Annotated in this window: 7 protein-coding genes and 1 pseudogene; 1 reads left to right on the top strand and 7 read right to left on the bottom strand. The window is 58.9% G+C overall.

The annotated features are described in order from the left end of the window. Positions 1-156: 156 nt before the first annotated feature. From J3P92_RS07700 to J3P92_RS07675, 6 genes and pseudogenes are all read right to left on the bottom strand, one after another. Positions 157-858, bottom strand: a complete 702-nt coding sequence (locus J3P92_RS07700) for a transposase (protein WP_434650263.1) — start codon at positions 856-858, stop codon at positions 157-159. A gap of 98 nt (positions 859-956) precedes the next feature. Continuing rightward, the gene (locus J3P92_RS07695; protein WP_434650261.1) at positions 957-1,160 is read right to left on the bottom strand and encodes a hypothetical protein; all 204 of its coding nucleotides are present in this window, start codon (positions 1,158-1,160) and stop codon (positions 957-959) included. A gap of 272 nt (positions 1,161-1,432) precedes the next feature. Beyond that, positions 1,433-2,134, bottom strand: coding sequence for a transposase (locus tag J3P92_RS07690; RefSeq protein ID WP_434650259.1), 702 nt, complete (start codon positions 2,132-2,134; stop codon positions 1,433-1,435). Positions 2,135-2,362: 228 nt separating this feature from the next. After that, positions 2,363-2,653, bottom strand: a complete 291-nt coding sequence (locus tag J3P92_RS07685; protein ID WP_434650258.1) for a hypothetical protein — start codon at positions 2,651-2,653, stop codon at positions 2,363-2,365. Then, positions 2,650-13,128 (bottom strand): filamentous hemagglutinin N-terminal domain-containing protein, encoded by a 10,479-nt coding sequence (locus tag J3P92_RS07680; RefSeq protein WP_434650257.1) that lies wholly within the window; start codon positions 13,126-13,128, stop codon positions 2,650-2,652. The genes J3P92_RS07685 and J3P92_RS07680 overlap by 4 nt, the downstream gene beginning before the upstream one ends. Positions 13,129-13,150: 22 nt before the next feature. Beyond that, positions 13,151-14,857: pseudogene (locus tag J3P92_RS07675) on the bottom strand (ShlB/FhaC/HecB family hemolysin secretion/activation protein). A gap of 245 nt (positions 14,858-15,102) precedes the next feature. Here J3P92_RS07675 and J3P92_RS07670 point away from each other — a divergent pair. Next, entirely contained in the window at positions 15,103-15,378 is a 276-nt protein-coding gene (locus J3P92_RS07670; protein WP_434650255.1) for a hypothetical protein, read from the top strand. Positions 15,379-15,601: 223 nt separating this feature from the next. Here the strand turns inward: J3P92_RS07670 and J3P92_RS07665 are convergent, their stop codons facing one another. Further along, positions 15,602-16,948, bottom strand: coding sequence for a DEAD/DEAH box helicase (locus J3P92_RS07665; RefSeq protein WP_434650253.1), 1,347 nt, complete (start codon positions 16,946-16,948; stop codon positions 15,602-15,604). Positions 16,949-17,104 lie beyond the last annotated feature (156 nt).

Raw genomic sequence — 17,104 nt, 5'->3', positions numbered from 1 at the left:
TCTAAAATCAGACGCATCCCGTAAAAAAGTACGAAAGATCCTAGACAGAGGTGGAAACCTCCTGCGAAACGGACAGACAAGATGGCAAACAGATCGTAATAGGAAACGAAAAGGCAAACAAAAAGCGCAAAAAGGGACCGCAAAAAGGGGACGGATTTATTTTCCCGTCTTCCCCCTTGGCCGCCCCTGACCTCGTTGTTCTACCCGGATACCGACAATCCGCTCTACCTCATCAACGAAGCGCCCCGTCCCGGTCAACTGACCTCGCTGCAATGCATCACGGATCAGTCGGACCTGCTCTGTAGGTATCGTCTCATGTACGAAAGCCTTATACCTACGACGCCGCTCCACAGTCGTAGCGCCTGGAGCAACGAAGCAGGGATCGACATCCAGCCATCCGCTGTCAGGCCTCTCCCCCATCCGGCTTCCGTAGCTCGACCATTGGTAATCTGCTACCTCGGCCACCATTTGAGCGCGTACAGGATTCAATTCTATGTAACGACAACAGGCAAGAAGATAAGCGTCTGATTGCACTACGCTGGATTTATAACGGCTTTCCCATAGGGTACCGGAGCGCCCTTCCAGCCGATTACGGTAACGCGTGGCACGTGCCGCTAAAGCCTTCATCATCTGCCCCAACCCAGCGATCGACTCACCCGGGGCCAGCAGCAGATGAACATGATTGGTCATCAAACAATAGGCGTAGACCCTAACTCCAAAAGCAACCTTGAGCTCGCGCAGATCTGCCAGGTAGCGTTGATAATCCTCTGGAACCGCGAAAACCACCTGACGGTTATGACCGCGCTGCACGATATGGTGTGGATAATTCGGCAAAACGATACGTCCCATCCTGGGCATATTCGATCTCTCCTCCGTGGAAGCTTTCAGCGTAGCAAAGGCTCAGAAAATAAATCTGTCCCCTTTTCCCCCCTTTTTCCCTATGTCAACTAAATACTCTAATCCATCCATCTCACCTCAAAATTAACTAACTGGGCTTGAAGCCCTGCCTCATGCTCGAACCAGTAGTCAAACCCTTCAAAATCACTTCTCTTCAAGTAGAGATAATACCCGCCAGTGTCGCCATCACGATCGTCAGCAACAACAATTTCCCAGCCAGAATATTCACCAGTGGCAACAACTCCCTTCCGAGCGATAGACATATCGATATCCTAGTCCGCGTAAGGAACATGATTATTGGAATTATATTCGCCAGTCATAGGGTCTTTAACTCCAAAATGCACATGCGGAACTCCTGGGGCATGTGCTCCTCATATAGATCCTGAGTCGATACGAAACTCTCTGGTGCCATCAGCGCTGTGAAACACCCCAGAGCCGGGTTTACCGATTTCCCTGTACTCAGGACCGAGATATTTTTGCCCTGCTGATAGGGCCTCATCGGTTGTGAGCGTCATAAGACAAAAAGGGGACGGATTTATTTTCCAGTCTTCACCCTTGGCCGCCCCTGACCTCGTTGTTCTACCCGGATACCAACTATCCGCTCTACCTCATCAACGAAGCGTCCCGTCCCAGTCAACTGGCCTCGCTGCAACGCATCACGGATCAAACGGACCTGCTCTGCAGGTATGGCCTCGCACACGAAAGCCTCATACCTACGACGCCGCTCCAAAGCTGTAGCGCCCAGAGCAACGAAGCAGGGATCGACATCCAGCCATTCGCTGTCAGGCCCATCACCCACCCTGCTTCTGTAGCTCGACCAAAGGTAGTCCGCCACATCGGCCACCATTTGAGCGCGTACGGGATTCAATTCAATGTAACGACAACAGGCAAGGAGATAGGCATCTGATTGCGCCACGCTGGATTTGTAACGACTTTCCCATAGCGTACCGGAGCGCCCTTCGAGTCGATTGCGGTATCGCGTGGCTCGCGCCGCTAAAGCCTTCATCATCTGTCCCAATCCAGCGATGGACTCACCCGGAGCCAGTAACAGATGAACATGATTGGTCATCAAACAATAGGCGTAGACCCTGACCCCAAACGCGTCCTTGAGCTCGCGCAGATCCGTCAGGTAGCGTTGATAATCCTCGGGGTCCGCAAAAACTACCTGACGGTTGTGACCGCGTTGCACGATATGGTGTGGGTAATTCGGCAAAACAATACGTCCCATCCTGGGCATATTTGACCTCTCCTCCGTGGAAGCTTCCAGCGTAGCAAAGGCTTAGAAAATAAATCTGTCTCCTTTTCTCTTGCTTTTCTCTTGTAGAAAATAAATCTGTCCCCTTTTCTCTTGGGCCTTGGTTCACGACCAGACGATCACCATCTCTCGGAATCGAATCATCAAGCAATGGCTTTTTGGGAGGTGCGCCAGCAAGCTCCCCATCAGTTGTCGTTCCTTTTGCACCAATTAAACTTTAAGGAAAATAGAGAAATCCGGCCCCAGTTCGTCCCTCAAGCATTCAGCTAGCAGTACTCCCTCCTGTTTGAATTCGCGCTCTAATTCTTCACTCTTGAACCCAGAATTTGGCGGATAATCAGAATCGAGTGTTTCATCGTACATGGCAGCCCACTTTGATAAACGCCGCTGAAGCTCTTCGGAAATAGGAAGCTCGCAAGGAGCTATATCCCCATACTCATCGGGGGACATATTCCAAAGAGGATGACATTGATAATCCGGCATCAACTTTATATTTTTCACTTGAGGCTCCCCCTTGGATTTGCACCGACGACAAATCCGTTGTCACCAACGGTCACAGCAATTCGCTGCGGCTGCCCATTTATAGTTAGCTCATAAATTGGACGCCCAGTTCCAGTACCTTGATAACCAACGAGCTTCCCCTCAGAAACAGCCTTCATTACCACACCCGGAATCTCAGCCTCAGACACGCCCATCTGAGAAAATTGGCTACCATGCTCCTCAATGATGTGCTGCAACCCGGCTTTCGAGTTTCCAGTCTCTAGGAATACAACCTGGCCGCTAGAGTTGCGAGTCGTTGCAATGACATTCTCTGGCGTAAATTTCACACCATTAGCAGCTAACTCATCAAGCAAAGATGTGTTGAGCGCACCTTTTGCACCCACCACCACCGCATCAGCAACACCAGCCGCAGCAAGCCGCCTAGCCAGCAAGGCCCTTAATACCGCAGGCGCCCCCGTAACTGCAAGCGCAGCATCCAAATCCCAGGTAACCCTTTCGATCCCACCGCCGACTATAGTTGAAACCCTTTGCACCAGGTCGTCGAACTCTTGCCGGCTACTGGAAACTCCAGCGATTTCCCTAAGATAAGTGACGGCGTCCCGACCGAATTGCTCCCTCCAAGCCGTGGGAACGATCTCAGGCTCATTGGCCCAATTGTTGTTGCTGGACCATTGGGAGGCGGTATTGAACAAGGCCGGATCAACAAACTGAGCCGTCGTCGCCTGAAACGCATGTACCTCGGCGCCGTTGGCGACAATTGTGCGGCCATCACTCCATGTAAGGGCAGTGTTCCGAGCAGCTAGGCTTTGAATGCTACTGGTCGCCTTTAACAAGTCTTGCGCAAGATGCTGACCTTCAGGGTTGCCAGGGGGAAAGCTGTTTACCAGTGCCTGCAATCGCGCATTTTCGGTAGCATCCACTTGAGCATTGGCCGCGAGGAGCAGTACCTCTTCCCAAGACATATCTGACTTGGGCTTGCCCAATTTCTCTTCTAGAGCCTTCGCCTCATCAGCAAGCGCTTTTTTCTCCGACGAATGCAACAGCCGGTTATAGGAAGTCGCACTGCCCGCTACCCATGACCCGGTCTGAAGGCTCTTCGCATCCCCTCCCTGCGCGGCGGCTGCAAGCACGCCTACTATTTGGGAGTTCATCACCAGAAGCCGATTCTTCTGTTCCAAGGTCATCTCGGTGTACTGCTCGGCCAAGCTATCAATCAGCAACTCATTGACACCCGCAGCCAATGCGCCGGTTTTGAAATCACCGCCGGCCGCCTCAGCGGCCAGTCCGCCCATGACCGCGTGCAAGCCAACCTTGGCCAGCCCCCCTTCTTTCAAATCGAATTTCTTGCCAAGATCCCCAACGAGATTGAATCCCGCGGCAGCAAAGGTATTCGCCAAACTGGAACGCAGGGCATTATCGAACTGACTGTCACCACCCAGCGCCCGGTCCAATAGTGTTGACGTACCGTTCTGCAACAGCTGGTTCGCGCCGAAGCGACCGATGCCTTCCAAACTTCCTAAGCCGCCTTCGGCAATTACCTTGCCTGCATTCGGCAACGCCCCCTCCAGCGAGGTGGTGGTACTGGTCATCTTGTCGAAGATGCCGGCCGTCAACCCCGCCGTCACCCCCGACACGACATAACCGCGCAAGGCATCCGAAGAAGTTACATCCTTGAATACGGCCCCCAGATTTCCACCGTTATTGATAAAGCTGACCGTGGCGTTGCTCGCAGCCCCCGTTGCGACAGCCGTGAGCGCCACGTTCGCCCAACCTGCGGCCACGGTTGACCCAGCTGCCGCGCCACCGGCCACCGCTGATGTGGTGGCTGTTCCGGCTGCTGCAAAGGCTGTACCTGAACCAGCAGCAGCGGTGCTTCCGGCCATAGTGCCAATCAAGCCACTGGCAGCACCCGCGGTGAAATAGACGACAAGGATCGCGATGATCATCTGCACAGCCGGCCCCATGCCGGAGTGGCTGTATTTATAAGAGTCGTGGACTTCCCTGACCTTGCGCCAATCCACATCGCCGCGCTTCTCGGCTTCGGCCAACCACGCCAGTTGCGGGTCCGCATCGACCATGGCTTTGATCGATTGATGGACGCTTTCTTGATTGACCTGCTTGATGTCGATGTTCAACCCATCGACAGCTTTGATCGCAATGGCACCGGCAGCAACCATCTGCGTCTGGCGCAGTGTTTCGTCGGTATTGCCTTTGCCCGACATCGAGCTCCAGGCCATGCTGCTTTTGCTTTTTGCGTGGTCCTCTTTATGCAAATCCTTCACGGCTTCGAAGGTAATCGAACCGCCACTGTCCAGCGTGATGTCCTTGCCACTTTCAAGCTTCGCCACCTGATATCGCTGGTCATCCCCGCTCTTGATGACCAGATCGCCCCCCGTCGTGATCTCACTCCCAATGTTCTTCACATCAGTCACTTCATCACGCTGAGTCTTCTTGCTCCCCCAACTCCCCTTTTTCTTCTCGTCATACAGTGAGTAATCGCTGTTCTGCGCCGCGATCAACCCCAGTTTCCCCCCCGCCACCAGGTAGGCCTCGTCACCCGCCGTGATCCGGCTGGCGACCATCATCAGGTTCTTGCCCGCCGCCAAGGCAACATCGCCGCCGGCGGTGATTTGGGCCTTGACCTGCCGGACATGGTCTTCCTGGATCGTCAGCTTCTTGCTCTTGTACAGAAAGTGCTGTTCATCCGCCGCCGAGCTGATGTTGACGTTCTCGGTCGCGGCCATGTCGACGTCGCGCTTGGCGTCGATCTGGCTGGCAACGACATTGAGGTCCCGGCCGGCCGTAGCCGATACATCTCGCCCGGCGCTGACGCTGGCGCCGTACTGGGTGATGGTGCTGCTGTTGCGGTTGACGTCGCGGATCAGGTTGTCGACGGTCTGCGCAGCGACGAGGTTGACGTCGTTTCCGGCATTCAAGCGGATGTCGCGCCCACTTTGCAGGGCACCGCCGATGTTGTTGAGGCTGCCGCCCGCCGAGAGGCTCAGGTCATTGGCGGCTTCGATGCGCGCCGCGCTGTCGGCGAAATCGTTGCGATCCTGGACCTGGCCGTAGGCAATTTGCGATGACGTCACCGTGCGCTCGTTGACCACATCCCCCATCAGCGCCGTGGCAGAGACATCCCGACCGGTGATGATGCCACCCGCCCTGTTGACGAGATGGTTGCCGGCCAAAAGGTCGAGACGCTCACCTGCTTGCACCAAGCCGCTGTTGACCAGATTCTCCCCCGCCGAAGCTGACAGGTTACTGGTCGCCTTCAGCGTACCTACGTTAGCCAGGTTCTTGCCGGCGACCAGGTTGAGGTTGTTGCCCTCAATCAACGCCCCATTCGGCGAGAGGCGGTTGTTGGCGTTGGCCAGGTACAACACCGGCACCAGGACTTGCTCGCCATTCACCTCGGCACTTTCCATCCAGACGATGTCGTGGGTCAGGGCCGCGACTTGTTCGGAGGTGAGGCTGACACCCACAGCCAGATCAAGCTCTGTTTTGCTGGCGATGGCGTTGTTCATCAGGTACTTGAACATGTCCTCGTTGGAGGTTTGTCCGTCGATGAAGCGCTGGCCGGTGCGAGCGATCACGGCTTCCTGGATCAGCTTCTGTTCATAAAAACCATCACCCAGGCGTTTGGCGCTTTCGTCCGGGTCGTAGCCGAGGTTCTCCAGCAGGTAATCCGAACTCATGAACTGCTTGAGGTCAGTGAGCAGCGGATTGGTTTCGATCAGGTATTTGTGCGGGTTGGCCGTCACGGTGCGCGTGGGCAAGCCTTGGACACGGTTAACGGTGAGGTCGGTCGTTCGTCCGCCCGCCGTGTCGGCATGGATGGGGTCCATGTTGCTAGCAGACGGTGGCGTAACGTTGCCCAGCGCAAGATCCCGCACTTGACCTACAGGCAGCGCTTGCTGGCGCTGGGCCGGGCTCAGGCTTGCGCTACCTAAAGACCAGTTCTGCGGTGCGCTGGCAGCCGAGGTACCGCCACCCTGCCCGCTCAGGCGAAACAGGCCATTTTGCCCAGTCGGCAAGCTGAACCCAGGCAGGCTCACCGGGTTGACTTGCTGTTGAGACAGGTCGGCCGGTAACTGACGGTTAAGCAACACAACCGAGGGGTGGGTCGCGCTGTAGACACTTGTGTTGGCGGAGCGGCCCGTCACGCTGGAAGAAGTGTTCAGGACGACCAGGCTGCTGATGTCGTTGGATGCGGTGAGCTTCGCAGTGCCACCGGCTTGAATGATGGCCGCTGCGACCGATGCCCCATCGGCCTGGACAGCAACCGGCCTGTTGATGCCGTAAAACAGAGAGGGATCGAACTTGCCGACCAGTTCGTTGAATGCCACGGGATCGAACGGTCCGGAGCGCGGGTGTTTCCTGTTGTAATCCTTGACCTCATCAATGAGTCGATAGAAATACTCACCGGTGATCCAAGTGCCCGCGCCTACTTCATGGCCGGATGTTCCGGAAGCCGAAAGCGCAGCCTTGTTGGTGATGTTGGTACTGGTGATGGACAGGTCGTTGGCTGCCGACACCACACTGTATTGGTTCAGGAAATCTGTGCTGTTGACGGTCAGGTTGCGTCCGGCCAGCAGCGTCGCGGTTGGCGAGTCCTCGCTGACAACGCTTTCTACGGTGTTGTAGATAAACACCGGGCCACGCACTCGCGGGGTATCCGGACCGTCGCAATGTTGGACACACCGGATGGTCATATAGCCGCCGGTGACCTCCTGCGCCATGCTGAACTTGTCGCGCTGGTTGACGATGTTGTCCGCAGCCAGGGTGATATCCCCTCCAGCTTCAATGCTGGCGGAGCTATTGAGCACGTTTTGAGCCGAAGTGCCTGCTGTGGCTCCGCTGACCAGCAGATTGCCCAGACTGTAGACGTCGGCGTAACGGTTGGTAAAGGACGCCGTCCGCAGCTCCATGTTCCGCCCGCTGAACAAGAACCCACGACCGCCATCCGGTACTTGGGCGTTAAGCAGGGCCTGGGTTGTAACCGTCAGATCTCTGGAGGCCGCTATCGCCCCATAGTTGCTGACGTTGGCTGCCGTCACGCTTAGATCATTGGCTGATGACAACTGCCCGTAATTGGTCAATTGCCCGCCAACTTTGATAACGGTTGTCGCGCCGCCCGCGATGCTTGCGGCGTCAGCCAACTCCAACTGCCCGGCGTCAGCGGTCAGGTTGCCGAGACTGGTCATTCGACCGCTACCGGAGTATGTCCCGCCAAGCGTCAGCACCAATGTGCCGTCACTGGCCAGCAGTCCGTCGTTGCGCCAGTTACCTCCGCTGCCCACAAAGGCCGTTGTCGCCAACAATTGTCCCGTCGCGGTCTGGGTGAAATTGTTGACATTGACGTTCAGGGTGCCGGCTTGGAGTACGCTGGTGTTGGTCCAGCTGTCAGCGTTGAGTGTCATGGCTCCGTGCGTAACGAAGCTACCGCCGGCATTGACGACATTGTCGGTGGCGACACCAAAGGTGCCGATGCCGATGTGCAGGACGCTGCCATCGGCATTAAGCAAGTCGCCCACACCCAAGCTCAAATCGGTATTAGCGCTTTCCAGCACACCACTGCGGTTATCGAACAAACCACCGATCTGGAAGTTGGTTTTGCCGCCGGTACCCAACGCACGGATCTTTCCGGTCTGGTTGTCCAGGCTCCTAGCCTTGACCGACAAGGTGCTATCGCTCTCGATGATGCCCAGTCGGTTGTTCAAGGCGCCGGTCAGGTTCAAGTCGATCTGGCTGCCGGCGATCTGGCCGTCGTTGTCGCCGCTGTTGTCAAAATCGTTGGCCGTAACGTTGACTTTGCCTTTGGCGTAGAGGCCACCGTTGCGGTTGTCGAAGTTACCGGTGGTGATGACGACGTCGCCGGTTTGGGCCGAGATGCGTCCGCCGTAGTTGTCCAGGCCACCCAATGCGATCAGGCTCAGGCGCTGGGCCTGGGTGATACCGCCCTGGCGGTTGTTGTTCAGGTCGTAGCCGTTTTTCAACACGCCGGTCAGGTCGGTTTTCAACAGCCCTTGCAGGCTGGCGAGCACGCCGCCGCGGTTGTCGAGGTTGCGCGCTTCAACGCTCAGCTCACCGGTCTTGGCCTGGATGCGGCCGCTCCGGTTGTCGATGTCTTGGTCGACGACCAGGGTCAGGTTGCCCTGGCTTTGTACGGTGCCCTTGCCGTTGGCGAGGCTGTCGGCGTCGATTTGCACGGCACCGTTCTGGCTGTAGATGAGGCCGTCGGCGCTGTTCTGAACCGCGCCGGCGGTGGCCAGGACGAGTGCGTCATTGGCCGCGACGGTGCCGCGATTGCGGTTGTCCAGGCCGCCGATGAGCAAGGTAAGCAGGCTTTGGCTGGCAATCTGGCCGCCCTGGTTGTCGAGCTGCGTGGCGCGCTCGACCCGCAGCGGCCCGGTGCTGGCAAGCTTGCCGTTGGTGTTGGTCAGGGCGCCGAGCAGGTCCAGGGTCACGGCGGCATTGCCGATCAGCGTGCCGCCGGTGTTGTCCAGGGTGGTGCCGGTGAAGGTCAACGCTTGTTGCGCGTTGACGGTGCCGTCCGCGTTGCCCAGGGTCATGGCGTTCATGACCAGGGCCGCGGCGCTGTCGATCAAGCCACCTTGGGCGTTGTTCAGCAAACCACCGGTGACGGTCAAGGTCTGGTCGGCGCCGCTGGACAGAATCCCGCCGCGGTTGTCGATGCTGGCCGCGGTGATGGTGAGTTTTTTCTTGCCGGCCAATGCGCCGTCAGCACTGTTGAGCAGCGCACCGCTCAAGGTCACGCTCACGTCTTCGTCGCGGCTCGACAGCGTGCCGGCGTTGCGGTTGTCCAGGCTCGCGGCGCTCAGGTCAAGGCCTTTGAAGCCCGACATCAGGCCGCCCTGGTTGGTTACGTCGCGGGCCTTCACGGTCAGCAAACCGTTGCTGATGAGTTTGCCGGCGCTGCTATTGAGATCGCGAGCCGTCAGGTCGAGGTTCTGGCTACTGGAGATTTCGCCGCCCTGGTTGTCCAGGTCCCGCAGGTTCTTGAGGCTGAGTACACCGGCGGTGGTGATAAGGCCGGCGCCGTTGTTCAGATCGCCAGTGGCGGCACCGAAGTCGATGGCGATGGCGCTACCCAGCAACGAACCTTGCTGGTTGTTCAAGTCGCGGGTGCTGATGGTCAAGGCGTCAGTGGCGTTGATCAGGCCCTGGTTCTGGTTGACCAACGGACCTGTGAGTTTCAGGTCGAGGTTGGCGCGGCTGGTCAGGGTGCCGCCGCTGTTGTCCAGGCTGGCGGCCTCGACATCCAGCACGGCGGCGGCGATCAGGCCCTTGAGGTTGGTCAGCGCGTTGTCGATGCGCAGGGTCATCGCCTGGTTGCTCAGCAACTTGGCGTTGTCGTTGATCAGGTTTTGCGCGGCCAGGGTGAACGCCTGGGCGCTGGAGATTTCACCCCCAGCGTTGTTGACGCCCTTGAGGTTTTTCAGCATCAGCAAGGGGGCGTTGATCAAGCCGTTCTGGTTGTTCAGTTGCCCTTGGTTCAGATCAAGACTCAGCGACGTGTCGCTGAAGAGTTGGCCGCCCTGCTGATCGAGGCCGGTGACGCTGGCGGTCAGCGCGCCGCTGCTGGCGATGCGTCCGCCGTCCTGGTTGGTCAACTGTTTCGTGGTGAGTTCGAGGTTGGCGCCGCTGCTCAGGCGTCCGGCCTGGCTGTTGTCGAACGCGCCGGTTTCAATAGTGACCGCTTGCTTGGCGCTGATGCTGCCTTGGTTGCGGTTGTCCAGGCTTGCGCTTTTGAGGATGAGACCGGCATCGGTGACGATGCCGCCGCCCTGGTTCAGCACGGCGTTATCAAGCGTGAGCGCCAGTGCCCCAGCACTAGAAACGCTGCCCAGGGTGTTGATGAGGCTGGCGGCGGTAACGTCGAGCGCCCCTTCGGCGCTCAAGGCGCCCTTGGCGTTGTTCAGGTCGCCGTCGAGGTGCGCGGTGAGGTTCTTTTGGGTCAGCAGCGAGCCGCCGCTGTTATCCAGCGTTTCGCCGGTCAAGGTCAGGCCGGTCTTGCCGGAGAGCAGGCCCTTGGTGCGGTTGAGCACGTCCTGCACCGTCAGGGCCAATGCGCCGTTGGCGATGACTTGACCGCCGTCGCTGTTGTCCAGCGCGTCGCCGGTCAAAGCAACATCGCCGTGGCCAGACAGTTCGCCGCCACGGTTGTCGATCGAACCGACGTTCAGCGTCAGCGTGTCGGTCGCCCCGACCAGCCCTGCCGTGCGGTTGTCCAGCGAGGCGCCGGTCAGCGTCAATCCGCCGAGGGCGATCATCTGGCCGCCCTGATTGTTCACACTGTCGATAGTGGCCGTGACGTTGGTTTTGCCGGCGATCTGGCCGGCGCCGTTGTTGAGGTGGGTGGCCTCGATGTGCAGGTCACCGTCGGCAATGATCGCGGCGTCCCGATTGATCAGTTGACCGTCCACGGTCATGACCAGGACGCCACGGCTGCTGATCAGGCCATCGGTGTTGTCCAGGCTGGCGCTGTGGGCGTCGATGGATTGGGCGGAAACCAGCCCCTTGATGTTATTGAGCGCCTGGTCGATACGCAGGGTCAGCGCCTGGTTGCTGATCAACTTGCCGTCGCGGTTATCGAGGTTGCGGGCCGCCAGCGTGAACGCCTGGGCACTGGAAATTTCGCCGCCACGGTTGTCCACGTCCTTGAGGTTTTTCAACACCAGGAGCGGCGCGTTGATCACGCCCTTGAGGTTGTTCAACTGGCCGTTGTTGAGGTCCAGGGTCAAGGCTGTTTTGCTGAACAGTTCGCCGCCCTGCTGATCCAGGCCGGTGATGCTGGCGGTCAGCGCCTTGTCGCTGGCGATGCGGCTGGCGGCGCCGTTGTTGACCTGGGTGGCGGTGAGGTCAAGGGTGTCGCCACTGATCAGATAACCGCCGGCGGTATTGTCGAATGTACCCGTGGTCACACGGGTGGCGCCTTTGGCGCTGAGCAGGCCGTTGCTGTTGTCGAGGGCGGTGCCGGTAACTTCAAGGGTGGCGGCACTGGACACTTCACCGTCGTGGTTATTCAACTGGCCGACATTAACCGTCAGGCTATCGTTGCTGCTCACCACGCCTTGGGTATTGAGCACTTTGTCAGCGGTAACGCTCAGCGCGCCGTTGCTCAGCACCCGCCCCTTGTTCTGGTTGTCCAGCGTCCCGGCTTTTACCGTGGTGGTTTGTCCGGCGCTGAGGGTGCCGCCCTGGTTGTTCAGCGTTTGCGCAACATTCGCCGTCAGGTTACGGCTGGCAACAATGCTCTTGCCGTGGTTATCGAGTGTATTAGCCGTAACACTCACATCCCCCGAAGCATTCCGCGTGTTATCCCCATTCACCCCGGCTTCAATAATGCCGTTGTTGCTCAACTGCCCACCGGCATTCAAAACAATCCCATCGCGCGCCGCCAACGTTTGCCGGTTGACCAAATCCCCTTGAGCCTGCGCATTCAACGTCGTACCGGCGTAAACCGGTCCCTTCGCATCAAGACTCGTAGCCTTGACGTTAACCGCCCCGCTGGCCGAGGTATCGACCATGCTCAAATGCCCATTGGCATCGAGCTGGATATCCCCGCCACTGGCAATCAACTTGCCGTCCAGCTTCACCCCAACCCCGGCCTCGGTGCCGACCAGCTTGATGGCCCCGGCATACATCCCGCCGAGGGCCGAGGAGTCGATCGCCAGTTCCGGCTTGGCGCTGCCATCGTCGGCACGGGCCGTGGCATTCAAGGTATCGGCGTTGACGTCGTTGCGACCGGCCACGATCGTCAGGTTCTTGGCCTGGATTTCGGCATTGATCTTGGCGCTGCGAGTGATGATTTCGAAATGGTCGACGTTGTTCGCGTTGAGCCCTGCGCCTTCGATGGCGACGCTGCCCTGGTCCACCTGGTAGCGATCCAACCGACCGTTTTCCACCACCGGTTTGCCGGTGCTTAAGGTCACTTTTGGGCTGTTGATGAAGCCGCAGCCGTTGCAGGTGATGCCGTAGGGGTTGGCAACGATGACGTGGGCCGATTGCCCCGCCACTTCGGTGTAGCCGCGCAGTTGGCTGGGATTGCCGCCGTTGACTTCGTTGAGGATGGTCGTGGCGGCCGTGCCGTTGAGGTTCGGGTTGCCGAGGATGATCCCGCCCAGTTGCGTGGACTGGGTCCGGGATATGGCGTTGTTGAGAATGATGCCGTTGCTGCCGACGTTGTAGTCGGTGAATTTGTTGTGGGACAGGCCGCTGCCATTGGGCTTGGCGATGTTGACGATGGGCACGCCGTTGCCCGCCCGGTCCAAGCCGGTGCCGGGCGCGCTGACCACAATGCCGTCGGCCTGGGCCCACAGCGGTTGCCAGAACATGACGTTGGCCAGCAGGAACGCCAAGCCGCGCTTGGGCATGCCGAGAAACCGCTCGCGGTTTTTCAGGGCTGCAGAGGGTTGGCGGGTCAGGAAGGCGTATTGGCGGTCGTCCATGATCGGGTCTCGTTGCAGCTGATTAAATGGATACGTCGAGTTGGAAGTAGATCGGCGCTTCGCGCTCGGTCAGGGCATCCGGGCGCTCCAGGGAATGGGCGAAGGTGACGCTGGCGCTCAGGTATTGGCCGCGGGCGAACAACTCCACCGAGTTGCTGGACATGCGCCCGTGTTCGCTGCCGTTGTAGCGATCACCCCGGATCACGCCCTGGTCGTAACCCAGGCTGGTGCCGTATTCGGCGAACACCGGGCGCAACCATTGCAGCGTCACCGGGCGGCTCCAGCGCACGTCGTTGCGCCAGTAGCCGCCGCTGTCACCGGACAACGACTGATCCTTGTAGCCTCGGATCGAAGACAGCCCGCCCAGGCTCATGCGTTGTGGGCTGAACAACACGTCTTCGCTGCGCTGGCCCGTTATCAAGCTGCTGAAACTGAAGGACTCGCCCCACACCTTGAACGGTTGCAGATAGCTGACGGTGGCGGTGTATTTGCGGTAGCGGGCGTCGGCTTGGCCGGGGCCTGGGTCGTTGTCGCCTTGGGCATCGAAAGCACCGATGCCTTGCTGCACACCCAGGTCCAGGTTGACGAAAGCGTTGCCGACCCGGCGACCGTGGTTGATGCCGAACTGGCCTTCGCTGAGGCGATTGCTGCTGACATCGAGTTTGCTGTCTTCGATGTAGCTGTTGGTACGCAGGTAGGCCAGGCCAGTGTTGAGAGCGGTTTTGCTCACCGCATCGCGGTGGATCACCCGTTCGACACGCAACTGATGGTTCTGGCTGTCGCCGGTCTGCTTGAAGTTGAAACCGTTGGCCGCGATCTGCGAGCGGTATTCGCTTTGGCTGTAGGTGTAGCTGACGTTCCACCAGCCCCAAGGCAAGTTGTAATAGAGCATGGCGTTGTTGGAGGTGTGCTGGTGGTCGGTCATCGCATCGTGGCCGCCGCGCAACATCAATTGATCGGCTAATCCCAGCGGACTGTCCCACTCGAAACGAGTGCCCCACTGTTGTTCGCCGGTGCTGCGCTGGCCGTCGTTGCTGCGAGAGAGGCCGGCGCGCCAAGGCTTTTATGGATCGTTGGTGACGCGTACTTCACTGCCGCCAACGTTCTGGCCAGGGGTCAGCTCCATTTTGGCCTGGTTCGAAGGGAGGCGATTGAGCTGGTCCACCAATTGCTCGATTTCCCGCAGGTTGACCAGGTCGCCGGCCTTGCCGGGAAACGCCATCGCCAATTCCCGCTCGGACAACCGGCTGTTCTCGGCGCCCTTCAGGCCTTCCAGTCGCCCCTCCACTACCAACACGCTCAGGTGCCCGCCGGACAAATCCTGCTGAGGCAGATAGGCACGGCTGGTGACCAGGCCTTTCTCGATGTAGTAGTCGGTGATGACTTTGAGCAGTTCGTTGAGCTGCGGCACGCCCAGGCATTGGTCGATATAGGGCTTGAGCAGGCGCTCGCGCTCGCTGGAGGAAAGGCTGTCGGCGCCCTTGAGTTCAATGGTTTTGATGTGGAAACAACGGGTGTTGGCAGGTGCGGTCGGCTGGGCAGGCTTGGTCTCCTTGCCCGGCAGATCCTTGAGCTCTTCGAGGCGCCGACGCTGATCTTCGAGCAAGCGATTCTGGCGTTCACGGATCAGGTCGGTGTCACCGGGAGTTGGAGCGGCGTGAGCCAGGGAAAGCGGAGAAAGGCACAGCAAAGCCACGCACAACCTCGCCCAAAAGGCGGGTGAGAACATGTTCGATCCCTCGACAAAAGCAATATCAAAATAGTGGCGCGATATTAATGAGCCATCATTTTGACGTCAACCAACCGTGCGTGCTTTGAGTTGATCGAGGCGTTCGTTCATCTGTAATCAAGCTGGTGCCGAAAAAGCGAGTTCCGCCACGCCCTAGTACGCCGCCATGGCGATCAAATGAACTTTCCAACGCAGCCCAGCCTCAACCGAATATCCGCCCATCAAAGGAACACGAGGCCCGAGCCATGAAAACCTTCCTCAAACTCACCCTCGCCGCCACTCTCGCCTGCGCCCTGCCGGCCTGGGCGACGTGCACGCCTGAAGAAGCCACCATCAAACGCGAGCAACTGGCGGACAAAGTCGCCAAGCTCACCGAGCAGGACCCATCCAAGGCAAAAGAGATGAACGAAGAACTGCAGGCCATGAACATGGAAACATCCAGCAAGGACGTGCCGGACAAGTGCCAGTTGATCGACAAGCGTCTGCAGGAGTTGGAAGAGGCGCAGAGGAAGGCGGAGTGATGAGTCGGGCACGACCCGCTTTTGTGGCGAGGGTGCTTGCTCCCGCTGGGCTGCGCAGCAGCCCCAATAAAAGCCCCCCGTTTGCTCCTGGCACACCGAGTCGCTGGTTTTAGGGCTGCTTCGCACCCCAGCGGGAGCAAGCTCCCTCGCCACAGGGTTGTGGAATTCCCTCAATAAAAAACCGGACCCAAGGTCCGGTTTTTTATGCAGCGTTAACGCGATTTCACTCAGCCGCCGGCGCCTCTGGCTTGCGGCGCTTGAGCGGGGCCATGCCGTCCTTGCTGACCAGAGACGGCGCGTCGGTCTTCGGGCGGTTGGCGGTCTTGCGTTTGGTCGGGGCCTTGGCGCCGGTCTTTTTCTTGTCGCCCTTGCCGTCGACCTTTTTCTTCTTCACGCCAACGGCCTTGCCCGATGCCTTGACCTTCTTCGGTCCGCTGTAGGTGCCTTTGACTTCCTTGATGGTGCGGCGCTCGAAGCTCTGCTTCAGGTAGCGCTCGATGCTCGACATCAGGTTCCAGTCGCCGTGGCAAATCAGCGAGATCGCCAAGCCATCGTTGCCAGCACGACCGGTACGGCCGATGCGGTGAACGTATTCATCACCACTGCGGGGCATGTCGAAGTTGATGACCATGTCCAGGCCTTCCACGTCTAGGCCACGAGCGGCGACGTCGGTGGCGACGAGGATTTTCACGCCGCCCTGCTTCAGACGGTCGATGGCCAGCTTGCGGTCCTTTTGATCCTTCTCGCCGTGCAGCACGAACGCCTTGTATTCCTGGGCAACGAGGCGGCCGTAGATGCGGTCGGCCATGGCCCGGGTGTTGGTGAAGATGATGGCCTTTTCGTAGGTCTCGTTGGCCAGCAGCCAGTTCACGATCTGTTCTTTGTGCTGGTTATGGTCAGCGGTGATGATCTGCTGGCGGGTGGTGGAGTTCAGCTGGCTGACCGCGTTGAGCTGCAGGTGCTCGGGGTTGTTCAGCACCTTGGCGATCATCTCGCGCAGGCCCGAACCGCCGGTGGTGGCGGAGAATAGCATGGTCTGCTGGCGGTTCACGCACTCGTCTACCAGGCGTTGCACGTCTTCGGCAAAACCCATGTCGAGCATGCGGTCGGCTTCGTCGAGCACCAGCACTTCGACTTCCTTGAGGTCGAGGTTGCCGGCGTTCAGCTGCTCGATCATCCGCCCAGGGGTGCCAATCAGGATGTCCGGAACCTTGCGCAGCATGGCGGCCTGGACCTTGAAATCTTCGCCGCCGGTGATCAGGCCGGACTTGATGAAGGTGAACTGCGAGAAGCGCTCCACTTCCTTCAAGGTCTGCTGGGCCAGTTCACGGGTTGGCAGCAGGATCAGCGTCTTGATGCTGACACGGACCTTGGCCGGGCCGATCAGGCGATTGAGGATCGGCAGCACGAACGCGGCCGTTTTGCCGCTGCCGGTCTGCGCCGTCACCCGCAGGTCACGCCCTTGGAGCGCGAGCGGAATAGCCGCTGCCTGCACCGGCGTTGGCTCGACAAATTTAAGCTCGGCCACGGCTTTGAGCAGGCGTTCGTGCAGGGCGAATTGGGAAAACACGGGTGCTACCTCGAAGAAATGCAAAAAAACAGCTGCATAGGGTAACGGTTTCGAGCGCGAAGGCCGAGTTTCTTTATGCAAACGGCCGCAAATCAGTGTGTTGTCATGATTGGATTCACGATCAACGGTCACTTCCCGCCGCTTAAAATGCTCTAA

The sequence above is a fragment of the Pseudomonas sp. D3-27 genome (genome assembly GCF_051132165.1).
GTDB lineage: Bacteria > Pseudomonadota > Gammaproteobacteria > Pseudomonadales > Pseudomonadaceae > Aquipseudomonas.
The sequence above is the reverse complement of the archived record's forward strand: the minus strand, read 5'-3'. Positions and strand labels throughout refer to the sequence as shown.

Bases quoted from the DNA above. Each gene is read 5' to 3' on its own strand.
- J3P92_RS07700 (WP_434650263.1), bottom strand. From the start codon at position 858: ATGCCCAGGATGGGACGTATCGTTTTGCCGAATTATCCACACCATATC.
- J3P92_RS07695 (WP_434650261.1), bottom strand. From the start codon at position 1,160: ATGTCTATCGCTCGGAAGGGAGTTGTTGCCACTGGTGAATATTCTGGC.
- J3P92_RS07690 (WP_434650259.1), bottom strand. From the start codon at position 2,134: ATGCCCAGGATGGGACGTATTGTTTTGCCGAATTACCCACACCATATC.
- J3P92_RS07680 (WP_434650257.1), bottom strand. From the start codon at position 13,128: ATGGACGACCGCCAATACGCCTTCCTGACCCGCCAACCCTCTGCAGCC.
- J3P92_RS07670 (WP_434650255.1), top strand. From the start codon at position 15,103: ATGAAAACCTTCCTCAAACTCACCCTCGCCGCCACTCTCGCCTGCGCC.